The organism is Streptomyces sp. NPDC093252, assembly GCF_040683675.1.
Lineage (GTDB): Bacteria > Actinomycetota > Actinomycetes > Streptomycetales > Streptomycetaceae > Streptomyces.
Genome location: NZ_JBFBEM010000014.1, coordinates 173,173 through 193,799 on the forward strand (window position 1 = coordinate 173,173; position 20,627 = coordinate 193,799).

A 20,627-nucleotide genomic window follows, 5' to 3' on the forward strand; every position below is an offset into this window, starting at 1 on the left:
GTTTGCGGACGCGGCCTCCTGCTAACTTCGCCGGGTTGTCGTACTCGTGCCGGTGCCTGGAGGGGGAATCGTCCGTGCAACTCCCGGACGGAATACGCAAGTCCGCGAACATCCTGCTGTGTCTGGTGGCTGTCGCCGGGATCGGCTTCAGCGGCCGGGAGATCTGGCAGAACCTGCACGCCCGCCAGCAGATCGACGCGGGGTGCGGGGGGCTGGTGCCCGCGGGGCGGGTGCTGGCGTTGGACCGGGCGGGGGGAAGGATCACGCATCGGCGGGGCGAAGAGGGCACCATCGAACTCGACCAACTGGCCGACGAGGGCGCCCAGGGCTGCGAGTTGTTCAGCGAGAAGCTGGGAGGCCGGTGGTTCTTCACCGCCACGGTCGGGGTGTTCCCGACCGCCGGATTCGTGGTCGCCGACAACGTCATCTCGTCACCGCTGGACCAAGAGGGCGGCCAGACCTATCCCGCGCAGCCGCTCGGCGGCGGGATCACCGGCTCGGTGGACGATCTCGGGGTGACGGTGAAGCTGGACTGCCCCGGAGGTGAGCTGGACGGGAAGTCGTTCGACGCCCTCTGGGCGCGGGCCGAACTGCATGCCTCGGTGCTGTGGCTGGAGCACGGCCAGCCCGGCGGCCATGACCGGAACGTCCTCGCCGAGACCGCCGTCAGCACCGCCAACAACCTCGCCGAACGTCTCGGCTGCGCCGAACGCCTGCCCGACCCGCCCACCGGCATCCCTGCCCTGCCCGAGGGCACGGTCCCGGTCGGCCGGACCGAGGGCACCTGCGCCTGGTACCGCGAGTCCGGCCTCGCCGAGCGGGACGGCTTCCCGGACGAGGCGCTGGAGGGACGGGTGGACGACGCGCTGTGGGACGAGCGCTGCGCCCTGATCCTCACCGAGGCCGAGGCATGGGAGCTGTACTACGCCCGCGCGGGCGACCTCGAACTCCCGAGCGATCCCGGGGAGTACGGCGACTGGTTCATCACCTTCCACACCTATCTCGGCGAGGACGCGCGGAGGGTGAAGGTGCCGAGGATCGGCGACGACCCGATCACCGCGCCCCACGGTACGGCCGGACGCGGCCCCGACCGTGCCATCTGGTGGGCCTCGTCCACCTGCGACGGCCGCCCCCAGATCCACACCATGACCATCGCCCACGGCTACGACCGCCTGCTGGCCGCCGAGACGGAGGTCCTCTTCCGCGCCTACGTCACCGAGATCACCGACCGCCGCGGCTGCACGGACCTCGCCTTCCCGGAGTCCGACTCCTTCCGCAGTCCCTTGGACGAGACAACCCCCTTGCACGACATTACGTAACTACGTAATCTCTCCCCATGCCCCCCGACCCCTCCCTCGAACACCGCGTCGCCGCCCTCGAACACCGGCTCGACGCCCTCGAAGCCGCCGCCCGGGACCAGCCCGCCCCCCGCCCCGCCGAGGGCGACTTCTGGGCGCTGGAAGGGCTCAAGGCGCAGCTCGCCGAGCTGGGGGCGGCGGACGGAGGGGTGCTGTTCACCGGCGCGGTACGGCTGCCGGCCGGGGAGTACTACGAGTGGCAGCGCGGCGCGGTGACCGCGAGCGTGCTGGACGGTGACTGGGCCGAGGCCGCCGACGCCTTCGCGGCCCTCGGCCACCCCGTCCGGCTCCGGCTGCTGCGCGAGATCATCGGCGGTCGTCGCACCGCCGCCGAACTCGCCGAGCTGGACGGCGTCGGCACCACCGGCCAGATCTACCACCATCTGCGCCAGCTCTCCGCCGCCGGCTGGCTGCACAGCACCGGCCGGGGCCGCCACGAGGTACCGCCGGGCCGGGTGGTCCCGCTCCTGGTCGCCCTGGCCACGACCCACCCCTGAACCACGACTCACGCCATCCCTGCACTACGGCCCGACCCCGAGGAGGTCCGGATGACCGCCCGCAAACTCACCATGACCGCCTTCCGCGCGCTGCTCCTGCTCTTCGTCGCCCTGGTGATCGTCGATGTGGCCCTGGACGAGCTGCCCACGCCCTGGTGGGTGACCCTGCTCCCGCTGGTCCTGGCCTACGCCGCCGTCATCGTCGGCAACCGCTGGGGCGGCGCCCCCGACAGCGAGCGCGTCGCCCCCGAGCCCTTCGAGGTCGGCCCGCCCGTCACCGGCCGCTGGTCCGCCCTGAACAGCCCGGCCGACCGCACCCCCAGCCACGGCACGCACTCCTACGCCCAGACCTACGCCATCGACATCGTCGCCGAGCCCGAGGGTGCCGACCGGACGCGGCCCGGCTTCCGCGCGCTGTGGCCCCTGGCCCGGCGCAACGCCGACTTCCCCGCGTTCGGCGCGCCGCTGGTCGCCGTCGCCGAGGCCACCGTGGTGCACGCGAGCGACGGCCAGCGCGACCACCTCAGCCGCAACTCCCTGCCCGCGCTGCTCTATCTGATGATCCTGGAGGGCACGGTCCGCGAACTGATCGGCGGCGTCCACCGCATCCTCGGCAACCATCTGGTCCTGGACCTCGGCGAGGGCCGCTACGCCCTGTACGCCCACCTCCGTCAGGGTTCGCTCGCCGTCCGCGAGGGCGACCGGGTGCACCCCGGCCAGCTCGTCGCCCACTGCGGCAACTCCGGCAACTCCACCGAACCCCACCTCCACTTCCAGCTCATGGACGGCCCGGACCCGGTCGCCGCCCGGGGCATCCCGTTCCACTGGCGGGGCGTCGGCGTCCCACGCAACCGGGAGACCTTCGAAACCCCCGAGGACCGAACCCCCTCGACCCCCGCCCCGACCTCGACCCCGGCCCCGACCTCCGCCCCCACCCCCTGCCCCACCCCCAAATGACCCCGCACCGGCCACCCACCCCCGCATAGGCTCCCGCCATGCCCGCCGCCACGCCCCCCGCCCGAAAGCGCCCCCGCGCCTACGACCACGCCCGGACCCGCGCCGCCGTCTCCGCCCAGTTCCGCAATGTCCGCGACGCCCTGCGGGGCCTCGACGACACCCGGCTCGCCCGCCCCACCCGCCTCGGCGACTGGACCGTCCGCGACCTGGCCGCGCACCTCGCGCTGACCGTCACCGCCGTCCCCCGCGCCCTGGACCGCCCCGAACCCGACCGGGCCGGCTTCTCCCCCCTCGACTACGCCGCCGCCACCGGCCTCCACCCCGAGGACGTCGCCGACGCCGCCCGCCGCCTCGCCGCCGCCCACCCCGGCCCCGAAGACCTCGACGCCCTCTACGCCGCCACCGAGCGGGAGCTGACCGACCGTCTCGACGCCGCCCCCGCCACCCGGCTGATCGAGATGCGGGTCGGAACGATGACCCTCACCGGCTTCCTGGTCACCCGCACCGTCGAACTCGTCGTCCACACCGACGACCTCAACGCCGCCGTCCCCGGCCTGGACATCCCCTACGACCGCCAGGCGCTGGCCGCCTGCACCCGGCTGCTGGCCGACACCCTCGCCGCGAAGGCCCCCGGCGGTGCCACCGAGGTACGGGTCCCGCCGTTCGCCGTCGTGCAGTGCGTGGCCGGTCCCCGGCACACCCGGGGGACGCCCCCGAATGTCGTGGAGACCGATCCGCTGACCTGGGTCCGGCTGGCCGCAGGGCGGCTGAGCTGGGCGGACGCCGTCGAGGAGGCCAAGGTGAGCGCCAGCGGCGAACGCTCGGACCTCTCCGCACTGCTCCCCCTGCTCGGCTGACCGGAACCGGCCCCTGGCCCGCTCCGTCGAATCGGCATGAACACGAAAACCCAGCGACTGACCCTCACCGCCCTCCTCCTCCCCCTGGCCGCCGCCTGCGGCACCGAGAAGACAGGCTCCGCCTCCGTCGCCGACCCCCCACCCCTCACCGGCGTCCACTGGAACGTCGACAGCGTCACCGTCGACGGCACCACCCAGGACGCCCCCACCGGCGCCCATGTCACCGTCACCGCCGACGGCACCGCCGAGGGCAACTTCGGCTGCAACGGCTTCAGCGCCCCGGCCGAACTCGACGGCGACCGCCTCACCCTCGGCGACGCCACCCGCACCGACATGGCCTGCGAGGCGATGGACTTCGAGGAGCGCCTCGCCACCGCCCTCGCCTCCGGCGCCCTCACCACCGCCCTCGACGGCGACCGCCTCACCCTCACCACCGCCTCCGGCGACACCGTCGCCCTCACCAAGGAGCCACCGGCGGAGCTGTACGGCACCAAGTGGACCGTCACGGCACTCGGTGCCACCGCCCCGGACGGCACCAGCAGCTCCCTCCCGGACGCCGCCGCACCCCACCTCACCTTCGACGAGCAGGCCGGGACCGTCAGCGGAAACCTCGGCTGCAACCAGGTGAACGCCGAAGCGACAGCCGGCGATGGCACCCTCACTCTCGGCGTCGCGGCGACGACCCGAATGATGTGCGACGCCTCACTCATGGACACCGAGAAGTCGCTCCTGCGTCTCTTCGACTCCACCGTCGACTACCGCCTCGACCACCGCACGCTCACCCTGACCAGCGAGAACGGCGAGACCGTGACCGCGGTCGCCGAGCAGTGATCGTTTGCATCGCGAAGGTTTTTGCCGTTCCCCAATTCGGACCAGTGGTCGATCTCGCCTACACTCGGTGCCGTGCCACGTGGTGACGGTCGACTCAGCCATGATCTGCTCCCCGGTGAGAAAGGCCCCCAGGACGCTTGCGGCGTCTTCGGCGTCTGGGCTCCGGGCGAAGAGGTCGCCAAGCTCACTTACTTCGGGCTCTACGCCCTCCAGCATCGGGGCCAGGAATCCGCGGGAATCGCGGTCAGCAACGGCTCCCAGATCCTCGTCTTCAAGGACATGGGCCTGGTCTCCCAGGTCTTCGACGAGACCTCGCTCGGTTCGCTCCAGGGTCATATCGCGGTCGGTCACGCCCGCTACTCGACCACCGGCGCCTCCGTCTGGGAGAACGCCCAGCCGACGTTCCGGGCCACCGCCCACGGCTCCATCGCCCTCGGGCACAACGGCAATCTGGTCAATACCGCCCAGCTCGCCGAGATGGTCGCCGATCTGCCCAAGCAGGAGGGCGGCCGGGTCCCGCGCGTCGCGGCCACCAACGACACCGACCTGCTGACCGCGCTGCTCGCGGCCCAGGCCGACACCGACGGCCGCCCGCTGACCATCGAGGAGGCCGCCCACTCGGTCCTCCCGAAGGTCCGCGGCGCCTTCTCCCTCGTCTTCATGGACGAGAACACCCTCTACGCGGCCCGCGACCCGCAGGGCATCCGCCCCCTGGTCCTCGGCCGCCTGGAGCGCGGCTGGGTGGTCGCCTCCGAGTCCGCCGCCCTGGACATCTGCGGCGCCAGCTATGTCCGCGAGATCGAGCCCGGCGAGTTCGTCGCCATCGACGAGAACGGCCTGCGCACCTCCCGCTTCGCAGAAGCGAAGCCCAAGGGCTGTGTCTTCGAGTACGTCTATCTGGCCCGCCCCGACACCGACATCGCCGGGCGGAACGTCTATCTCTCCCGGGTCGAGATGGGCCGCAGACTGGCGAAGGAGGCCCCCGTCGAGGCCGACCTCGTCATAGCGACCCCGGAGTCCGGCACCCCGGCCGCGATCGGCTACGCGGAAGCCTCCGGCATCCCCTTCGGCAACGGCCTGGTGAAGAACGCCTACGTCGGGCGGACGTTCATCCAGCCCTCCCAGACCATCCGCCAGCTCGGGATCCGGCTGAAGCTGAACCCGCTGAAGGAAGTCATCAAGGGCCAGCGCCTGGTCGTCGTCGACGACTCCATCGTGCGCGGCAACACCCAGCGGGCCCTGGTCCGGATGCTCCGCGAGGCGGGCGCCGCCGAGGTCCACATCCGGATCTCCTCGCCCCCGGTGAAGTGGCCCTGCTTCTTCGGCATCGACTTCGCCACCCGCGCCGAGCTGATCGCCAACGGCATGACCATCGACGAGATCGGCACCTCGCTCGGCGCCGACTCCCTGGCCTACATCTCCCTCGACGGCATGATCGAGGCGACCACCATCGCCAAGCCGGACCTGTGCCGCGCCTGCTTCGACGGTGAGTACCCGATGGAACTGCCCGACCCGGAGCTGCTCGGCAAGCAGTTGCTGGAGACCGAGCTGGCCGCCGGTCCGGCAGCCACGGCCGCGGCCGACGCGATCCGTCGCCCGTAAGCCTCGTAGAAACCAACCCGAAAGATCCCAGGCCATGTCTGAGACAAGCCCTGCCGGTGCTTCCTATGCGGCGGCCGGCGTCGACATCGAGGCGGGCGACCGCGCCGTAGAGCTGATGAAGGAGTGGGTGCGGAAGACCCAGCGCCCCGAGGTCCTCGGCGGCCTCGGCGGCTTCGCCGGCCTCTTCGACGCCTCCGCCCTCAAGCACTACGAGCGCCCCCTGCTCGCCTCCGCCACCGACGGCGTCGGCACCAAGGTCGACATCGCCCGCCGCCTCGGTGTGTACGACACCATCGGCCACGACCTGGTCGCCATGGTCATGGACGACATCGTGGTGTGCGGCGCCGAGCCGCTGTTCATGACCGACTACATCTGCGTCGGCAAGGTCCATCCCGAGCGGGTCGCCGCCATCGTCAAGGGCATCGCGGAAGGCTGTGTCCTGGCCGGCTGCGCCCTGATCGGCGGCGAGACGGCCGAGCACCCGGGCCTGCTGGGCGAGGACGACTTCGACGTGGCCGGCGCCGGTACGGGCGTGGTGGAGGCCGACCGCCTGCTCGGCGCGGATCGTATCCGTACGGGTGACGCGGTGATCGCGATGGCCTCCTCGGGCCTTCACTCCAACGGATACTCCCTGGTCCGCCATGTCCTGCTGGACCGGGCCGGGCTGGACCTGGAGGCCGAGATCCCCGAGCTGGGCCGGGCGCTCGGCGCGGAGCTGCTGGAGCCCACCAGGATCTACTCCCTGGACTGCCTCGCCCTGACCCGCACCACGGACGTCCACGCCTACTCGCACATCACCGGCGGCGGCCTCGCGGCCAACCTCGCCCGGGTGATCCCGGACGGCCTGCACGCCACCGTCGACCGCTCCACCTGGACCCCGGGCCCGATCTTCGACCTGGTCGCCCGGACCGGCTCAGTCGAGCGCCTGGAGCTGGAGAAGACCCTGAACATGGGTGTCGGCATGATCGCCGTCGTCCCCGGGGAGTCGGCCGATGTGGCCCTCGCGACCCTCGCGGACCGCGGGGTGGAGGCATGGCTGGCCGGCGAGATCACCGAGCGCACCGACGAGCCGACGGGCGCGACGATGGTCGGCGACTACGCCTGACGGGACCGATGGGCGAGATGCCCGAGGGCAGCAGAAATCCCGGCCCGGTGCTGGCCACCGGGCCGGGAAGGAGCGGCTAAGCCGCACTGCAAGCGTCAGGCGCCGCGACGGTGTTGCGAGGACTGGCCGTCCTCGTCGTCCTCGTCGTCGTCCTCATAGAGGTCGGCGTACCGCGAATACAGGTCGTCGCCGTGCTCATCGTCCTCGAACTGTTCGCCGCCGTTGGTGCTCGGCGGCGGCGGATTCGACGGAGATGCGCCCAGCTCCTCAGCCAGGCGTGAGAGATCAGTCCCACCGCTGTTGTACTTCAGCTGGCGGGCGACCTTCGTCTGCTTGGCCTTGGCCCGGCCGCGCCCCATGGCTCGACCCCCTCAACGACGGGGCTCGACGGCCCCAGAGTCTTGACACGCGTTCATGATCCGGAACGGGCTCTCCGCAGAGAGACCGGTCCGTAGGGCTTCCACGGTACCTGAGCCCACGCCCATACGGTACGTCGCCCGCAGGAAGGGCGTGTGCCCACCACCGTTGAGGCGCCCTGTCCTCGCTGGTCAGTGGCGATTTTAACCACTTATCGGCGGACGACCCGCCGGTCGGAGTGAGAGTTCTCTCCACCGGCCCGCCGGCGGGTACCGGACGGGGGGCTCAGCGCCGGGCGGCGGCGGCCTCGTGCATCCGCTGCTCGGCGATCCGGTCGGCCGCGGCGGCGGGCGGCACCCCGTCCGACTTTGCACGTGCGAAGATCGCGAGAGTGGTGTCGTAGATCTTCGCGGCCTGGGCGCGGCAGCGCTCGAAGTCGAAGCCGTGCAGTTCGTCGGCCACCTGGATGACCCCGCCCGCGTTCACCACGTAGTCCGGGGCGTAGAGGATCCCGCGGTCGGCGAGGTCCTTCTCGACGCCGGGGTGGGCGAGCTGGTTGTTGGCCGCGCCGCACACCACCCGGGCGGTCAGCGCCGGGACGGTGTCGTCGTCGAGGGCACCGCCGAGCGCGCAGGGGGCGTAGACGTCCAGGCCCTCGACCCGGATCAGCTCCTCGGTGGAGGCGACGGCCCGGACACCCGGGTACCGGTCGGTGATCCGGCGCACGGCGTCGGCGCGTACATCGGTGACGTGGATCTCGGCGCCCTCGGCGGCCAGGTGTTCCACCAGATGGTGGCCGACCTTGCCGACCCCGGCGATCCCGATCCGCCTGCCGCGCAGGGTGGGGTCGCCCCACAGGTGCTGGGCGCTGGCCCGCATGCCCTGGTAGACGCCGAAGGCGGTGAGGACGGAGGAGTCCCCGGCGCCGCCGTTCTCCGGTGAACGCCCGGTCGTCCAGCGGCACTCGCGGGCGACGACGTCCATGTCGGCGACATACGTCCCGACATCGCAGGCGGTGACGTACCGGCCGCCGAGGGAGGCGACGAAGCGGCCGTACGCGAGCAGCAGCGCCTCGGTCTTGATCGTGTCGGGGTCTCCGATGATCACGGCCTTGCCGCCGCCGTGGTCGAGCCCGGCCATGGCGTTCTTGTAGGACATCCCGCGGGCGAGGTTGAGAGCGTCGGCGACGGCCTCGCGCTCGTCGGCGTAGGGGTAGAAGCGCGTCCCGCCGAGGGCGGGGCCCAGCGCGGTGGAGTGGAGGGCGATCACGGCCTTGAGGCCGCTGGCCCGGTCCTGGCAGAGGACGACCTGCTCATGGCCCCCCTGGTCCGAGTGGAACAGGGTGTGCAGAACATCGGTGGGTGCGCCGGTCACGTCGGTCACTGTGGTGACTCCTGAGGCAAGTAGCGGCGGGCTGGCACGGCCGGTGGGCCGTATGGGAAGACCTTAGATCCCCGGTGGCCGGATGACCGCGCTGTGCACGGGATCACCCGCCGAGGGGGTGGGTCCGTGCGACGATGCGGATAGTTTCCCCGTGCCGTTCGTGCCGTTCGCGCGCGGGTCCCGCAGGTTTCCCCAGCAGCGCGCGGGGGAGGGAGCAGGCGTGCCCAAGGTGTCCTCGGTGATCGTCCCGTACGCGGCGTACCTGCGGGTGTACGAGCCGCTGGCCGCCTTCCCGGAGCCCGAGCGCGGTCACTGGGCGCGCTACGCCCGCCGCCCCGACCGGCCCACGTACCAGGACGAACTGCGCCGCTCGCTGGCCGACTTGCTGCCCGTCCCGCCGGTCCCGGTGCCGGTGCACGAGAGCCCGGACGCCTTTGTGCTGGAGAGCGACGGGGTGGTCCATGTCTGCCCCTGGCGCACCCGGCTGCGCGGCTGGCAGGCGCTCGGGGAGCTGGCGGAGGAGTTCCCGGGGCCGGTGCTGGACGCGCTGCTGCCGCCGCTGGTGCGCCACCAGGCGGCCCAGGACTACGAACGCTGGCTGGCCGGCCACCCGGACGCCCGGCCGTGGATCCGTACGGCGACCTGGCAGGTGCCGCTGAACTGGTTCGTGCTGGTCTCCGACGCCGAGCGGGAGTACGCGGAGGCGGCCGGGGAGGGGAGCGGGCGGGCGCCGGTGCTGCGCTACCGCACCCCGATGGTGCAGGCCCGCCGCCGGGTGGCCCGCGCGCTGCGCACTCTGCGGTCGGCGGTGGACGAGGGGCCGCTGGTCGAGGGGCTGCTGGAGGTCGGGCGCTGGCTGGAGGAGTTCCATCCGCGCTCGCTGGTGGAGCTGGACTACGGCGGGCTGGTGCACGCCCTGCCGGCCGGCGAGCTGGCGGACGACCACTCGGCGGCGGATGTGGCCGAGGGCATCGAGGCGCTGCGCCAGGGGGACGGCGAGGGGGCGGCCGAGGCGTACACGCGGCTGGTGGAGCGCTGGCGCTCGGTCCGCGATCTGCGCTCGGCGAACTGACGCCCCATCGGGTCACCCCGCAAGGTGTGATGCACGTCACGGCCTTTTGAGATCGGATACCGCGTACGGTCTACCGCACATCCCGGAGTTGACAGGACGTAGGTCCCGATCCGGGCTTTTGTGTCAAGCGTGACAGACCGCACGTACCTGGCTCTTGCCTCCGGTGCCCCTCCTCATGCCAAAATAGGACAAGGAGCCCGGGGAGGGCTCTGTCTTAGCATTGCACGCTTTGGGGGGTCTCATGATGTCTCGTGATGTCTCGTGACTCCTGATCGCCCTGTGACTGATCGTCACAGAGGCGTGACTGTCCGCTATGGCATGGTCCATCGGCTTCCGTCGCTGATGAACACCTGGGAGGGCAATTCCATCGGTTTGGCCGACGCGGCTGGACAGATGGTGTAGTTGTAGTGCCGAGGACAAGCCGTTCGTCCTATAACCGACTCGACCCGCGTCCGCCATTTCGGGCAACGCGGGTCAAGGTGCAGAATTTAGAGGAAAGAACCGAGAACCGGTTCTCCGAGGAGGCCGCTCATGACCGCTCGCACCCCTGATGCCGAGCCGCTGCTGACCCCGGCTGAGGTCGCCACGATGTTCCGCGTAGACCCGAAGACGGTCACGCGGTGGGCGAAAGCCGGAAAGCTCACGTCCATCCGTACGCTCGGCGGGCACCGCCGCTACCGCGAGGCGGAGGTCCGTGCACTGCTCGCGGGCATCCCCCAGCAGCGCAGCGAAGCCTGAACAACTCCATCAGGGCAGCTCGGTAGGTCCCCCAACCCGCCGCAACGCCCGAACCTCAGCTCCAAGCGACGCGGGAACTGCCCCAACAGAACCCTCGCCCGCCCACTGCACAGCAACTGAACAGGGTGCGTCGTAGATCGCGCTGGACTCCGCCGGGTCCAGCGCGATCTTTTTTGTGCCCCGGCGGCGGGGTGCCGGCCGCCCTGTGGGCGGCCTTGTCGAAGTCTGGGGAGGGCTGTGGGAACGGCCCCGGAAGTGCCCTCGCAACCCCGCACAGCAGGGTGCAATTGCACATATTAAATTGACCAGTTGTAGGGGGATGGTAAGCCCCACCGTTTCGGAAACTCCACCGGTGACTACCGTCACATGCCAGGGTGCTTGTTGCCGCTGGCTTATCTACGCTAGTGGAGCTGTGTGTTCCGTGCGGTCGGTCAGGGGGGCCGAGGGGGGTCTGTCCCCGGCGCCCTCGGGCGGCTCACCGCCGGGCTCCGCGCGGGGAGTTCCGTCCGGTCCTCCGCCGGGCCCTCTGCCGGGTCCTCCGTCGGCCGTCGGCGGGCTGTCCATCGCCAGCCGCAGCAGCCGGTGGCAGATGGGGCAGTGGCGGGTCAGATGGCGGTACGACGAGGCGGCCGACAGATGCGCGCGGAGCAGCGCCCGTGTCTCGTGCCTGACCGACGCCGCCATACGCCACCTCCACGCTCCGCGAGGGGCCCGGGAGAGCGGCCCTTGCTCTCTGGGTACCCAGAGAGGGCGGGGGCGTCAAGGAGGTGCGTACATGAGGAAGGCCCGCACCCTGACCGGGTACGGGCCTTTCAACTGTGCGGTCCTGACGGGATTTGAACCCGCGGCCTCCACCTTGACAGGGTGGCGAGCACTCCAAACTGCTCCACAGGACCTGGTTTCGCAGTGCGATGCGTGCGTTGCGCTGCGAGAAGGACTGTACAGGAGGGTGCGCCCCCGGTCGAACTCACCCAGCGTGCAGCCCCTGTTACGGAACGGCCGCGTCGATCGCCTTCACGATCCGCTTGTCCGAGACCGGGTAGGCCGTGCCCAGCGCGTGCGCGAAGTAGCTGACGCGCAGCTCCTCGATCATCCAGCGGATGTCCAGGACGGGGGCCGGGACGGGCCGCCCCTGGGGCAGTTGCTCCAGCAGCCAGGCGTACTCGTCCCGCATCTCCTGGACCTTCTCCATCCGGGCGGTGTCCCGCTGGACATTGGTCTCCATCTGCTGGAGGCGGCGGTCCACGGCGATCAGATAGCGGACGAGGTCCGGCAGCCGCCGCAGTCCCGTCGCCGTCACGAAGCCCGGCTTCACCAGAGCGTCCAGTTGCGCCCTGACGTCCGCCAGATTGGCGACCAGGGCGGGGCTGCGGATGCCCTTCAGCCGGCGCTCGGCGGCCTGCCAGGCGGCCAGCACCTGCTGGGTCTGGCCCACCGCCCGCACGGTCGTGTCCACGATCTCCGCGCGCACCTTCTCGTACAGCTTCCGGTACGACTCCTCGTCCCACGCCGGGCCGCCGAGGTCGGCGATCAGGCGGTCGGCGGCGGCCGTCGCGCAGTCGTCGAAGAGGGCCTGGACGGAGCCGTGCGGGTTGGCGGAGAGGGCGAGCTTCTGCGGGTTGGTGAGCTTCTCGGAGGCGAACTTCGCCGGGTTCACCGGGATGTTCCGCAGGATCAGCCGCCGGGTGCCCTTCCACATCGCCGCCGCCTGCTCGGCCCCGGTGTCGAAGAGGCGTACGGAGACGGTGTCGCCGTTGTCCACCAGCGCCGGGTACGCCTTCACCGGCTGGCCGGCCCGGCGGGTCTCGAAGACCCGGGAGAGGGTGCCGATCGACCAGTCGGTGAGGCCGGTGCGCTCCAGGGACTCGCCGCCCTGCCGGGACGCGGTGGCCGCGGCGGCCTGGGACAGCGCCTGGCGGGCCTTCGGCCGCAGCCGGAGCCGGAGCGCCTCCAGGTCCTTGTCCTCGGCGACCTTGCGGCGCCGCTCGTCGACGATCCGGAAGGTCACCGTCAGATGCTCGGGGATGCGGGACAGGTCGAAGTCGTCGGCGGTCACCGGCACCCCGACCATCCGCTTCAGCTCGCGCGCCAGCGTCACCGGCAGCGGCTCCTGCAAGGGGGCCGCGGTGTCCAGGAAGCGGCGGGCGAAGTTCGGCGCCGGGACGTAGTGGCGGCGGATCGGCTTGGGCAGGGAGCGGATCAGCTCGGTGACCAGTTCCTCGCGCAGGCCCGGGATCTGCCAGTCGAAGCCCTCGTCCGTGACCTGGTTGAGGACCTGGAGCGGGAGATGGACGGTGACCCCGTCGGCGTCCGCGCCGGGCTCGAACTGGTAGGTCACCCGGAACTTGAGCTGCCCCTGGCGCCAGGCGTCGGGATAGTCGGCCTTGGTGACCGCCTCCGCCGACTCCCGGATGAGCATCTCGCGTTCGAAGTCGAGGTGATCGGGCTGCTCGTGCCGCTTGCTCTTCCACCAGGAGTCGAAGTGGGCGCCGGAGACCACATGCTCGGGCACCCGCTGGTCGTAGAAGTCGAAGAGGGTGTCGTCGTCCACCAGGATGTCCCGGCGCCGGGCGCGGTGCTCCAGCTCCTCGACCTCGGTGAGCAGCCTGCGGTTGTCGGCGTAGAACTTGTGGTGGGTGCGCCAGTCGCCCTCGACCAGGGCGTTGCGGATGAACAGCTCGCGGGACAGCTCGGGGTCGATCCGGCCGTAGTTCACCTTGCGCTGGGCGACGATCGGGACGCCGTACAGCGTGACCTTCTCGTAGGCCATCACCGCGGCCTGGTCCTTCTCCCAGTGCGGTTCGCTGTAGGTGCGCTTGAGGAGGTGCCCGGCGAGGGGCTCGACCCACTCGGGCTCGATCTTCGCGTTGACACGGGCCCAGAGCCGGGAGGTCTCCACCAGCTCGGCGGACATCACGAACCGCGGGGGCTTCTTGAAGAGGGCCGAGCCGGGGAAGATCGCGAACTTGGCGTTGCGGGCGCCGAGGTACTCGTTGCTCCCGCGGTCCCGCCGCCCGCCCCCGGTGTCCTTGGAGTCCCTGCCGTCCTTGCCGTCCTTGGAGTCCTTCACGTCCTTCATCCCGATGTGGGAGAGGAGGCCGGCGAGGAGGGAGACATGGATGCGGTCGCCGGGGGCGTCGTCCTCGTTGAGGTGGATGCCCATCTGCTTGGCGACGGTCCGCAACTGGGTGTAGATGTCCTGCCACTCGCGGATCCGCAGGAAGTTCAGATACTCCTGCTTGCACATCCGGCGGAACGCGGACGAGCCGCGCTCCTTCTGCTGCTCGCGCAGATAGCGCCAGAGGTTGAGATAGGCGAGGAAGTCGCTGGTCTCGTCGCGGAAGCGGGCGTGCTGCTGATCGGCCTGGGTCTGTTTGTCGGCGGGCCGCTCGCGCGGGTCCTGGATGGACAGCGCGGCGGCTATGACCATCACCTCGCGGACACAGCCGTTGCGGTCCGCCTCCAGCACCATCCGCGCGAGCCGGGGGTCCACCGGCAACTGGGCGAGCTTGCGCCCGGTGTCGGTGAGCCGTTTGCGGACGTCCTTCTCCGCCGGGTCGATCGCGCCCAGCTCCTGGAGGAGCTGGACACCGTCGCGGATGTTGCGGTGGTCCGGCGGGTCGATGAAGGGGAACTTCTCGATGTCGCCGAGGCCAGCCGCGGTCATCTGGAGGATGACGGAGGCGAGGTTGGTGCGCAGGATCTCGGCGTCGGTGAACTCCGGGCGGGCGAGGAAGTCGTCCTCGTCGTAGAGCCGGATGCAGATGCCGTCGGAGGTACGGCCGCAGCGGCCCTTGCGCTGGTTGGCGCTGGCCTGCGAGACCGCCTCGATGGGCAGCCGCTGGACCTTGGTGCGGTGGCTGTAGCGGGAGATCCGGGCGAAGCCGGGGTCGATGACGTACTTGATGCCCGGGACGGTGAGGGAGGTCTCGGCCACATTGGTGGCCAGCACGATCCTGCGGCCGGTGTGGGGCTGGAAGACGCGGTGCTGCTCGGCGTGCGAGAGGCGGGCGTACAGGGGGAGGATCTCGGTGAACCGGTACTGCTTCTTGGTCAGCGCGTCGGCGGTGTCCCGGATCTCCCGCTCGCCGGAGAGAAAGACCAGGATGTCCCCTTTTCCTTCTCCCTGAAGCTCCTCCACGGCGTCGATGATTGCGGTGATCTGATCGCGGTCGGCGTCCTCGGAGTCCTCTTCGAGCAGCGGCCGGTAGCGCACCTCGACCGGGTAGGTCCGCCCGCTGACCTCGATGATCGGGGCGTCGCCGAAGTGCCGGGAGAACCGCTCGGGGTCGATGGTCGCCGAGGTGATGACGACCTTCAGGTCGGGTCGGCGGGGCAGCAACTGGGCGAGATACCCGAGCAGGAAGTCGATGTTCAGGGACCGCTCGTGGGCCTCGTCGATGATGATCGTGTCGTAGGCGCGCAGCTCGCGGTCGGTCTGGATCTCGGCGAGCAGGATGCCGTCCGTCATCAGCTTGAGGAAGGTCGCGTCGGGGCTCACCTGGTCGGTGAACCGCACCTTCCAGCCGACGGCCTCGCCGAGCGGCGTCTCCAGCTCGTCCGCGACCCGCTCGGCGACGGTGCGGGCGGCGATCCGGCGGGGCTGGGTGTGCCCGATCATGCCGCGGACGCCCCGCCCCAGCTCCATACAGATCTTCGGGATCTGGGTGGTCTTCCCGGACCCGGTCTCACCGGCGACGATCACGACCTGGTGGTCGCGGATGGCGTCGGCGATCTCGTCCTTCTTCTGCGAGACCGGGAGCTGCTCGGGGTAGGTGATCGCGGGGAGGCGGGCCTGGCGCTCGGCCATCCGGCCTTCGGCCTTCTCGACCTCCGCCTCGATCTCGGCGAGCACGGCGGCCCGCGCCTCCGGCTTGCGGATCCTGCGGGCACCTTCGAGCCGCCGCCCCAGCCGGTGCGCATCGCGCAGCGACAGAGCGGCCAGACGGGGGGCGAGGGCGCCGAGGTCGGGGGCGCCGGGGGCGGAGGCAGGGTGCGTAGACATACGCGTCCCAGGATCTCACCTCCCGGAAAACGGTGGCTATCGCTTATTGAACGGGGGGTCTCGTGTCCTTCCGTGTCTGCGGGGCGGCGGAGGAGCGCAGGTCACCGCGGTGCCGGTGTCCGGTGCCGGGGGTCAGGTGCCGATGACCCTCAGGGAGAGCCACAGGGCGACCGTGGCCGCGAGCAGCGCGCCCGGCACGGTGAGCAGGCCCAGCAGGGTGAACTCCCTCAGCTCCACCTCGTGGTCGTGCCGGTGGGCGATCCGCCGCCAGAGCAGGGTGGCGAGGGACCCGGCGTAGGTGAGGTTGGGCCCGATGTTCACCCCGAGCAGCACGGCGAGGACGGCCCCCGGCCCGGAGGGCGCGGCCAGCGGGACGAGGGCGAGCACGGCGGGCAGGTTGTTGATCAGATTGGCGAGCAACGCGGCGACGGCGGCCGTGGCGAGCAGGGCGGGCAGCGCGGTGCCGTCGGGCAGCAGTCCGTCCAGCGCGTCGCCGAGCCCGTTGTCGACGACGGCCCGGACGACGACCCCCAGCGCCAGCACGAACGCCAGGAACAGCGGGTCGGCCGCGCGCAGAAGGGCGAGCGGGGTGGTGCGCCGCCGGGCCAGGGCACGTACGGCGAGGACGGCGGCGCCGGCCGCCGCGGCCCAGGCGGGGTCGATCCCGAGCCCGGACGCCAGCGCGAACCCGGCGAGGGTGGCACCGACGGTGACCAGTGCGAACAGCGGCACCTCGACGGGTTCCTCGGGCGCGACGGGGGTGGCCGGGGCATCCAGGTCACGGGCGAAGAACCGCCGGAAGACGAGGTACTCGACCCCGATCGCGACCACCCACGGCAGGAACATCAGCAGCGCGAACCGGGTGAAGGTCAGCCCGGTCGCGGCAAAGGCCAGCAGATTGGTCAGATTCGACACCGGCAGCAGCAGCGAGGCCGTGTTCGACAGATGGGCACTCGCATAGACATGCGGTTTCGGCCGCGCCCCCATCCGAGCGGCGGTGGCGAACACCACGGGCGTCAGCAGTACGACGGTGGCGTCCAGGCTCAGCGCGGCCGTGATGAGCGAGGCGAGCCCGAAGACGGCCCCCAGCAGCCGCCGGGGCCGCCGGTGCGCCCAGCGGGCCATCCAGGTCCCGCAGGCATGGAAGAGCCCCTCGTCGGCACAGAGCTTCGCCAGCACCAGTACGGCGGCCAGAAACCCCACCACCGGTCCGAGCCGCGCGACCTCGTCGCCCACGTCCGCCACCGAGAGGGCCCCGGCCCCGACCACCACCCCGGCCAGCGGCACGGCGAACACCGCCTCGGGCCACCGGAAGGGCCGCACCACGGCACACACCAGCACGAGGACGAGAGCGACGACGGAAACAGCGGTGAGCAGCACGGGCCGATCATCCCCGCCCCCGCGGGGCGGACACGAAAAAAGCCCCTCTCCGTGATGGAGAGGGGCTTGCGGTGGCTGGGGCCGGGGTCGAACCGGCGACCTTCCGCTTTTCAGGCGGACGCTCGTACCAACTGAGCTACCCAGCCACGGTGTTTCACGTGAAACACCAGCGGTCCTGACGGGATTTGAACCCGCGGCCTCCACCTTGACAGGGTGGCGAGCACTCCAAACTGCTCCACAGGACCAAGCGTTGCGTACGACAGTGTCGCACACGGTGTTGCGTGCCCCCAACGGGATTCGAACCCGTGCTACCGCCTTGAAAGGGCGGCGTCCTAGGCCGCTAGACGATGAGGGCTATCGGCCCGCCTGGGCGCTTCTCAGCGCGTCGGGGACGTGAGAAGCATATGGGATGGCGGGAGGTATCGCCAAAACGGTTTACAGGGCGGCGGAGGCGGCGGCTGCGGGGGTCGGAGAGGGCGTCTAGGAAGGGGACGGGGAAGGGGAAGGGGTCGAGCCGGGGGCCGGGCCCGGGGAAGGGGAGAGGGAGGGGGAAGGGGAGGGGGCGGGAGTGGAGCCGGCGGGTGCTCCGGGGTGGTTCTCCTTCGGGAGGTGGCGGCTGACCTCCGCCGTGGTCAGGCCCAGGCCGCCGAGGCGGATCTCGTCCCATGCCTGGAGGCGGCGGGTGTCGCGGTCGAGGTAGAGGATGGACGCCTCGATCGGGTCGGGGTTCTTCTGCTCCAGCGCCCGCAGCCCGCTGCCGCCGGTCGTGCCCTCGATCCGCAGCCGGGTGCCGTAGGGCATGACCTCCATCTCCTGGTGGTGGAGGTGGCCGGCCAGGGCGAGGGGGACCTGGCCGTCCGTCTCGCGTGCCGCGTCCGGGTCGTGGGCGATGGCGATGTCCACCGGAGTACCGGCCTGCTTCTGGTCGCGCAGGGCCGAGGCCAGCCGGGCGCCCGCCAGGGCCTGGACCTCCTTGCCGCCCTGCGGGGCGGTCCGGTCCGGGGAGAACTGCGGGTCGCCCATGCCCGCGAACCGCAGCCCGGCCACGTCCACCGCCCGGCCGTCGTCCAGTACATGGACGTTCTCCATGTCCTCCAGGTACTCCTGGGTGAGACCGGAGTCATGGTTGCCGCGGACCCAGATGTACGGCGCCCCGAGGTCCTCGATCGGGTCCAGGAAGCCGTTCTCGGCCGCCGAGCCGTGGTCCATGGTGTCGCCGGAGTCCACGATCACATTCACCTTGTACTGCTCCACCAGGGAGCCGATGATCTTCCAGCTCGCCGGGTTGAGGTGGATGTCCGAGACGTGCAGCACCCGGATCGTGGACGGGTCGGGCGCGTACGCGGGGAGCGTGGAGGTGGCGTCGTACAGCTCGGTCACATTGGTCACCAGCCGAGCCAGCTCGCGCTGGTAGACATCGAACTCGGTGACGATGCTGCGGGCGTCGCCGACCAGGGACGGGGCCGAGGAGAGCAGACCGGAGAAGCGCGGCTCCAGGACCGACTTGGGGTTCCAGGTGGCCAGCGCCGTCCCGCCGGACGCGGCGAGCAGGGCGAGGGCCAGACCCCCGGCCGCCAGTGCCCGGCGCGGACGCCGGTAGACCGCGAGCCCGAGCGCGGTCGCCCCGATCACCACCGCGGCGCAGGAGCGCACCGCCAGATCGAGCGTGCCGCGCCCCACGTCCTGGGCCACCTCGTCCTGGAGCCCGGAGAGCCGCTCGGGGTGGTCCACCAGGGCCTGCGAGCGGACCGGGTCCAACTGGTCGACGTTCACATCCAGCCGGAAGGGCGCGGTGTGGCTGTTGAGGTGCAGTGCTCCGAGCGGCGAGACATTGATCTTCGTGCCCCCGGTCGCCGAGGGGCGCAGGGTCATGGTGGTGTCCATCGGCCCGACCGGCACCCGTACGTTCCCCACGATCAGCAGTCCCAGCCAGGCGCCCAGCACGACCACCGCCGTCAGACCCGCGGCCCGGACCCAGGGGTTGGGCCGGGCGCCGAGTGCGAGGGCGGGGAGGGGACGGGTGCGGGCCATTGATCCCGTATGCCCATGTTGGCGGGCGGATATGCGGTGGCCTGGGTTGTATGCCCTGGTGGGAGGAGCCGGGGGGAGGTATGGGGTGGGGGTATGGGGTGGGGATCAGCCCCAGCCGAGTTCGTGGAGGCGTTCGTCGTCGATGCCGAAGTGGTGGGCCACCTCGTGGATGACGGTCACGGCGACCTCGTGGACCACGTCCTCCGGGGTCTCGCAGTAGCGCAGGGTGGGGCCCATGTAGATGCTGATCCGGTCGGGCAGCACCCCCGCGTACCACTCGCCGCGCTCGGTGAGCGGGGTGCCCTCGTAGAGGCCGAGGAGTTCGGGATCGTCGGCGGGGGGTTCGTCCTCCACGAACACCGCCACGTTGTCCATGACCCGCGCCAGCTCCGGCGGGATCCGGTCCAGTGCTTCACTCACCAGCTCTTCGAACGCCTCGCGTGTCATCTCCAGCACCCGTTCATTGTCCGGGACGGCCGGGGAAACGGCGCCGGGCGGTGGCCGGGTCCGGCGTGGCGCGCGTGTCCTCCCGCGGGCGGGGGGAGTTGGGCACGCTGACTTCTTCGCCCCCTCGGAGGTGGCTCCCGTGCGCCCTTTGTACGTACCCGTCCGCCTGGCCGCCGCCGTGGTGGCCGTCGCCGCGGCCACCGGCTGCATGAGCGTCGGTGACGACGAAGGCCGGCGGGCCGAGCCGTCGCACTCCGCGGGCCGCCCCGGCGGTGAGGCACCGGACGGGGGCGCGGCGCTCACGGGCGGCGCGTTCGGGTCCGGCGATGGGGAGGCGGGCGGCGCCCGGGACGGGCATGGGGATGCCAAGGGCGGGGGCAAGGGCGACGGCAACGGTGAGGAGGAGGCGAAGGACGGGGACGGTGGCGGGGAGGGCGGGCCGGGGGAGTCCGGGGCGCCCTCGGCCTCCGCGCCGGTCCGGCCCGGGGCGTCGGGGCCGGTGCCGGGCGGGCCGGGGCGGACCGTGCCGCCGGGGGGTGATCCGGTGCCGCCGAAGCCGCTGCCGTCGCCGACCCGGACCGGCGAGACGCCGGCGCCGCCCGAGCCGACGCCGGAGCCGCCGGCCTCGCCGGAGCCGACGGTCGCGGAGCCGTCGTCCTCGGCGCACGAGCAGGCGGGAACGCAACTCGTCCAGCGGGAACCGGCGCCGCGGGCCGGGGTGCCGGTGTGAGGTGGGGTTGGGGGTGAGGGGTTGGGGGCGGAGTGAGGGGTTGGGGCGGGGGTTCGGGTGGTGGGCTCGGGTGGTGGATTTGGGCTGTGGGAGGTCGGGAGGTGGGTGGTGCCGGGATCTCGATTTGCCTACCGGGGCCTTGGGTGCGTATGGTGGTAGATCGTTTGATCCCATTTGCCCGGCGCCAACGCAGAGCGCGCCGTGTGGCGCGTTCTCTCCCTTGCCGTGGCTGACCGCATTGAGGCGGTCGTGGTGCGAATCACGGAGTTGACGGGCG

General features: G+C 71.3%; 17 protein-coding genes and 4 tRNA genes. 10 read left to right on the forward strand and 11 right to left on the reverse strand.

Features of this window, described 5'->3' with window-relative positions; all coding sequences use genetic code 11:
* Positions 1–74 precede the first annotated feature (74 nt).
* From AB0O01_RS27780 to purM, 7 genes are all read left to right on the forward strand, one after another.
* Positions 75–1,319, forward strand: a complete 1,245-nt coding sequence (locus AB0O01_RS27780) for a hypothetical protein (RefSeq protein WP_365317506.1) — start codon at positions 75–77, stop codon at positions 1,317–1,319.
* Positions 1,320–1,336: 17 nt separating this feature from the next.
* Positions 1,337–1,855 (forward strand): winged helix-turn-helix domain-containing protein, encoded by a 519-nt coding sequence (locus AB0O01_RS27785; protein ID WP_365317507.1) that lies wholly within the window; start codon positions 1,337–1,339, stop codon positions 1,853–1,855.
* Positions 1,856–1,906: 51 nt separating this feature from the next.
* Complete coding sequence (locus tag AB0O01_RS27790) at positions 1,907–2,812, forward strand: M23 family metallopeptidase (RefSeq protein ID WP_365317508.1); 906 nt, start codon at positions 1,907–1,909, stop codon at positions 2,810–2,812.
* 38 nt (positions 2,813–2,850) lie between these two features.
* Positions 2,851–3,669, forward strand: coding sequence for a sterol carrier family protein (locus AB0O01_RS27795; RefSeq protein WP_365317509.1), 819 nt, complete (start codon positions 2,851–2,853; stop codon positions 3,667–3,669).
* A gap of 36 nt (positions 3,670–3,705) precedes the next feature.
* A complete protein-coding gene (locus AB0O01_RS27800) occupies positions 3,706–4,500 on the forward strand; it encodes an META domain-containing protein (protein WP_365317511.1) in 795 nt (264 codons plus the stop codon).
* A 72-nt stretch (positions 4,501–4,572) separates the two neighbouring features.
* Complete coding sequence (gene purF / locus AB0O01_RS27805; RefSeq protein WP_365317513.1) at positions 4,573–6,102, forward strand: amidophosphoribosyltransferase; 1,530 nt, start codon at positions 4,573–4,575, stop codon at positions 6,100–6,102.
* A gap of 34 nt (positions 6,103–6,136) precedes the next feature.
* Positions 6,137–7,207 carry a phosphoribosylformylglycinamidine cyclo-ligase gene (gene purM, locus AB0O01_RS27810; RefSeq protein ID WP_365317515.1) on the forward strand — a complete coding sequence of 357 codons (1,071 nt, stop codon included), beginning with the start codon at positions 6,137–6,139 and terminating at the stop codon, positions 7,205–7,207.
* A gap of 95 nt (positions 7,208–7,302) precedes the next feature.
* On the opposite strand, the gene AB0O01_RS27815 is transcribed toward purM, so the two are convergent.
* Both AB0O01_RS27815 and AB0O01_RS27820 read right to left on the reverse strand, forming a co-directional pair.
* Positions 7,303–7,566 (reverse strand): DUF3073 domain-containing protein, encoded by a 264-nt coding sequence (locus tag AB0O01_RS27815; RefSeq protein WP_355750170.1) that lies wholly within the window; start codon positions 7,564–7,566, stop codon positions 7,303–7,305.
* Positions 7,567–7,849: 283 nt separating this feature from the next.
* Positions 7,850–8,947, reverse strand: coding sequence for a Glu/Leu/Phe/Val dehydrogenase dimerization domain-containing protein (locus AB0O01_RS27820; protein ID WP_365317517.1), 1,098 nt, complete (start codon positions 8,945–8,947; stop codon positions 7,850–7,852).
* 220 nt (positions 8,948–9,167) lie between these two features.
* Between AB0O01_RS27820 and AB0O01_RS27825 the strand changes: the two genes are divergently transcribed.
* Together AB0O01_RS27825 and bldC are read left to right on the forward strand one after the other, a co-directional pair.
* Positions 9,168–10,019, forward strand: coding sequence for a hypothetical protein (locus AB0O01_RS27825; RefSeq protein ID WP_365317519.1), 852 nt, complete (start codon positions 9,168–9,170; stop codon positions 10,017–10,019).
* Positions 10,020–10,550: 531 nt separating this feature from the next.
* Positions 10,551–10,757 (forward strand): developmental transcriptional regulator BldC, encoded by a 207-nt coding sequence (gene bldC / locus AB0O01_RS27830; RefSeq protein WP_003949541.1) that lies wholly within the window; start codon positions 10,551–10,553, stop codon positions 10,755–10,757.
* A gap of 396 nt (positions 10,758–11,153) precedes the next feature.
* Here bldC and AB0O01_RS27835 read toward each other — a convergent pair whose 3' ends face one another.
* The 9 genes from AB0O01_RS27835 to AB0O01_RS27875 all read right to left on the reverse strand — a co-directional run bounded on the left by AB0O01_RS27835 (position 11,154) and on the right by AB0O01_RS27875 (position 19,629).
* A complete protein-coding gene (locus tag AB0O01_RS27835; protein WP_365317520.1) occupies positions 11,154–11,441 on the reverse strand; it encodes a DUF6274 family protein in 288 nt (95 codons plus the stop codon).
* Positions 11,442–11,578: 137 nt separating this feature from the next.
* Positions 11,579–11,653 (reverse strand) — tRNA-Asp (locus AB0O01_RS27840).
* A gap of 92 nt (positions 11,654–11,745) precedes the next feature.
* The gene (hrpA, locus tag AB0O01_RS27845; RefSeq protein WP_365317522.1) at positions 11,746–15,762 is read right to left on the reverse strand and encodes an ATP-dependent RNA helicase HrpA; all 4,017 of its coding nucleotides are present in this window, start codon (positions 15,760–15,762) and stop codon (positions 11,746–11,748) included.
* Positions 15,763–15,894: 132 nt separating this feature from the next.
* Positions 15,895–17,142 carry an SLC13 family permease gene (locus AB0O01_RS27850; protein ID WP_365317524.1) on the reverse strand — a complete coding sequence of 416 codons (1,248 nt, stop codon included), beginning with the start codon at positions 17,140–17,142 and terminating at the stop codon, positions 15,895–15,897.
* A 72-nt stretch (positions 17,143–17,214) separates the two neighbouring features.
* A tRNA-Phe gene (locus AB0O01_RS27855) sits at positions 17,215–17,288 on the reverse strand.
* Between the two features lie 24 nt (positions 17,289–17,312).
* Positions 17,313–17,387 (reverse strand) — tRNA-Asp (locus AB0O01_RS27860).
* Between the two features lie 37 nt (positions 17,388–17,424).
* Positions 17,425–17,497, reverse strand: a tRNA-Glu gene (locus AB0O01_RS27865).
* Positions 17,498–17,622: 125 nt separating this feature from the next.
* Positions 17,623–19,173, reverse strand: coding sequence for a metallophosphoesterase (locus AB0O01_RS27870; protein ID WP_365317525.1), 1,551 nt, complete (start codon positions 19,171–19,173; stop codon positions 17,623–17,625).
* 105 nt (positions 19,174–19,278) lie between these two features.
* Entirely contained in the window at positions 19,279–19,629 is a 351-nt protein-coding gene (locus AB0O01_RS27875; protein ID WP_365317527.1) for a metallopeptidase family protein, read from the reverse strand.
* Between the two features lie 130 nt (positions 19,630–19,759).
* On the opposite strand from AB0O01_RS27875, the gene AB0O01_RS27880 reads away from it, so the two are divergent.
* Entirely contained in the window at positions 19,760–20,350 is a 591-nt protein-coding gene (locus AB0O01_RS27880; protein ID WP_365317529.1) for a hypothetical protein, read from the forward strand.
* Positions 20,351–20,627 lie beyond the last annotated feature (277 nt).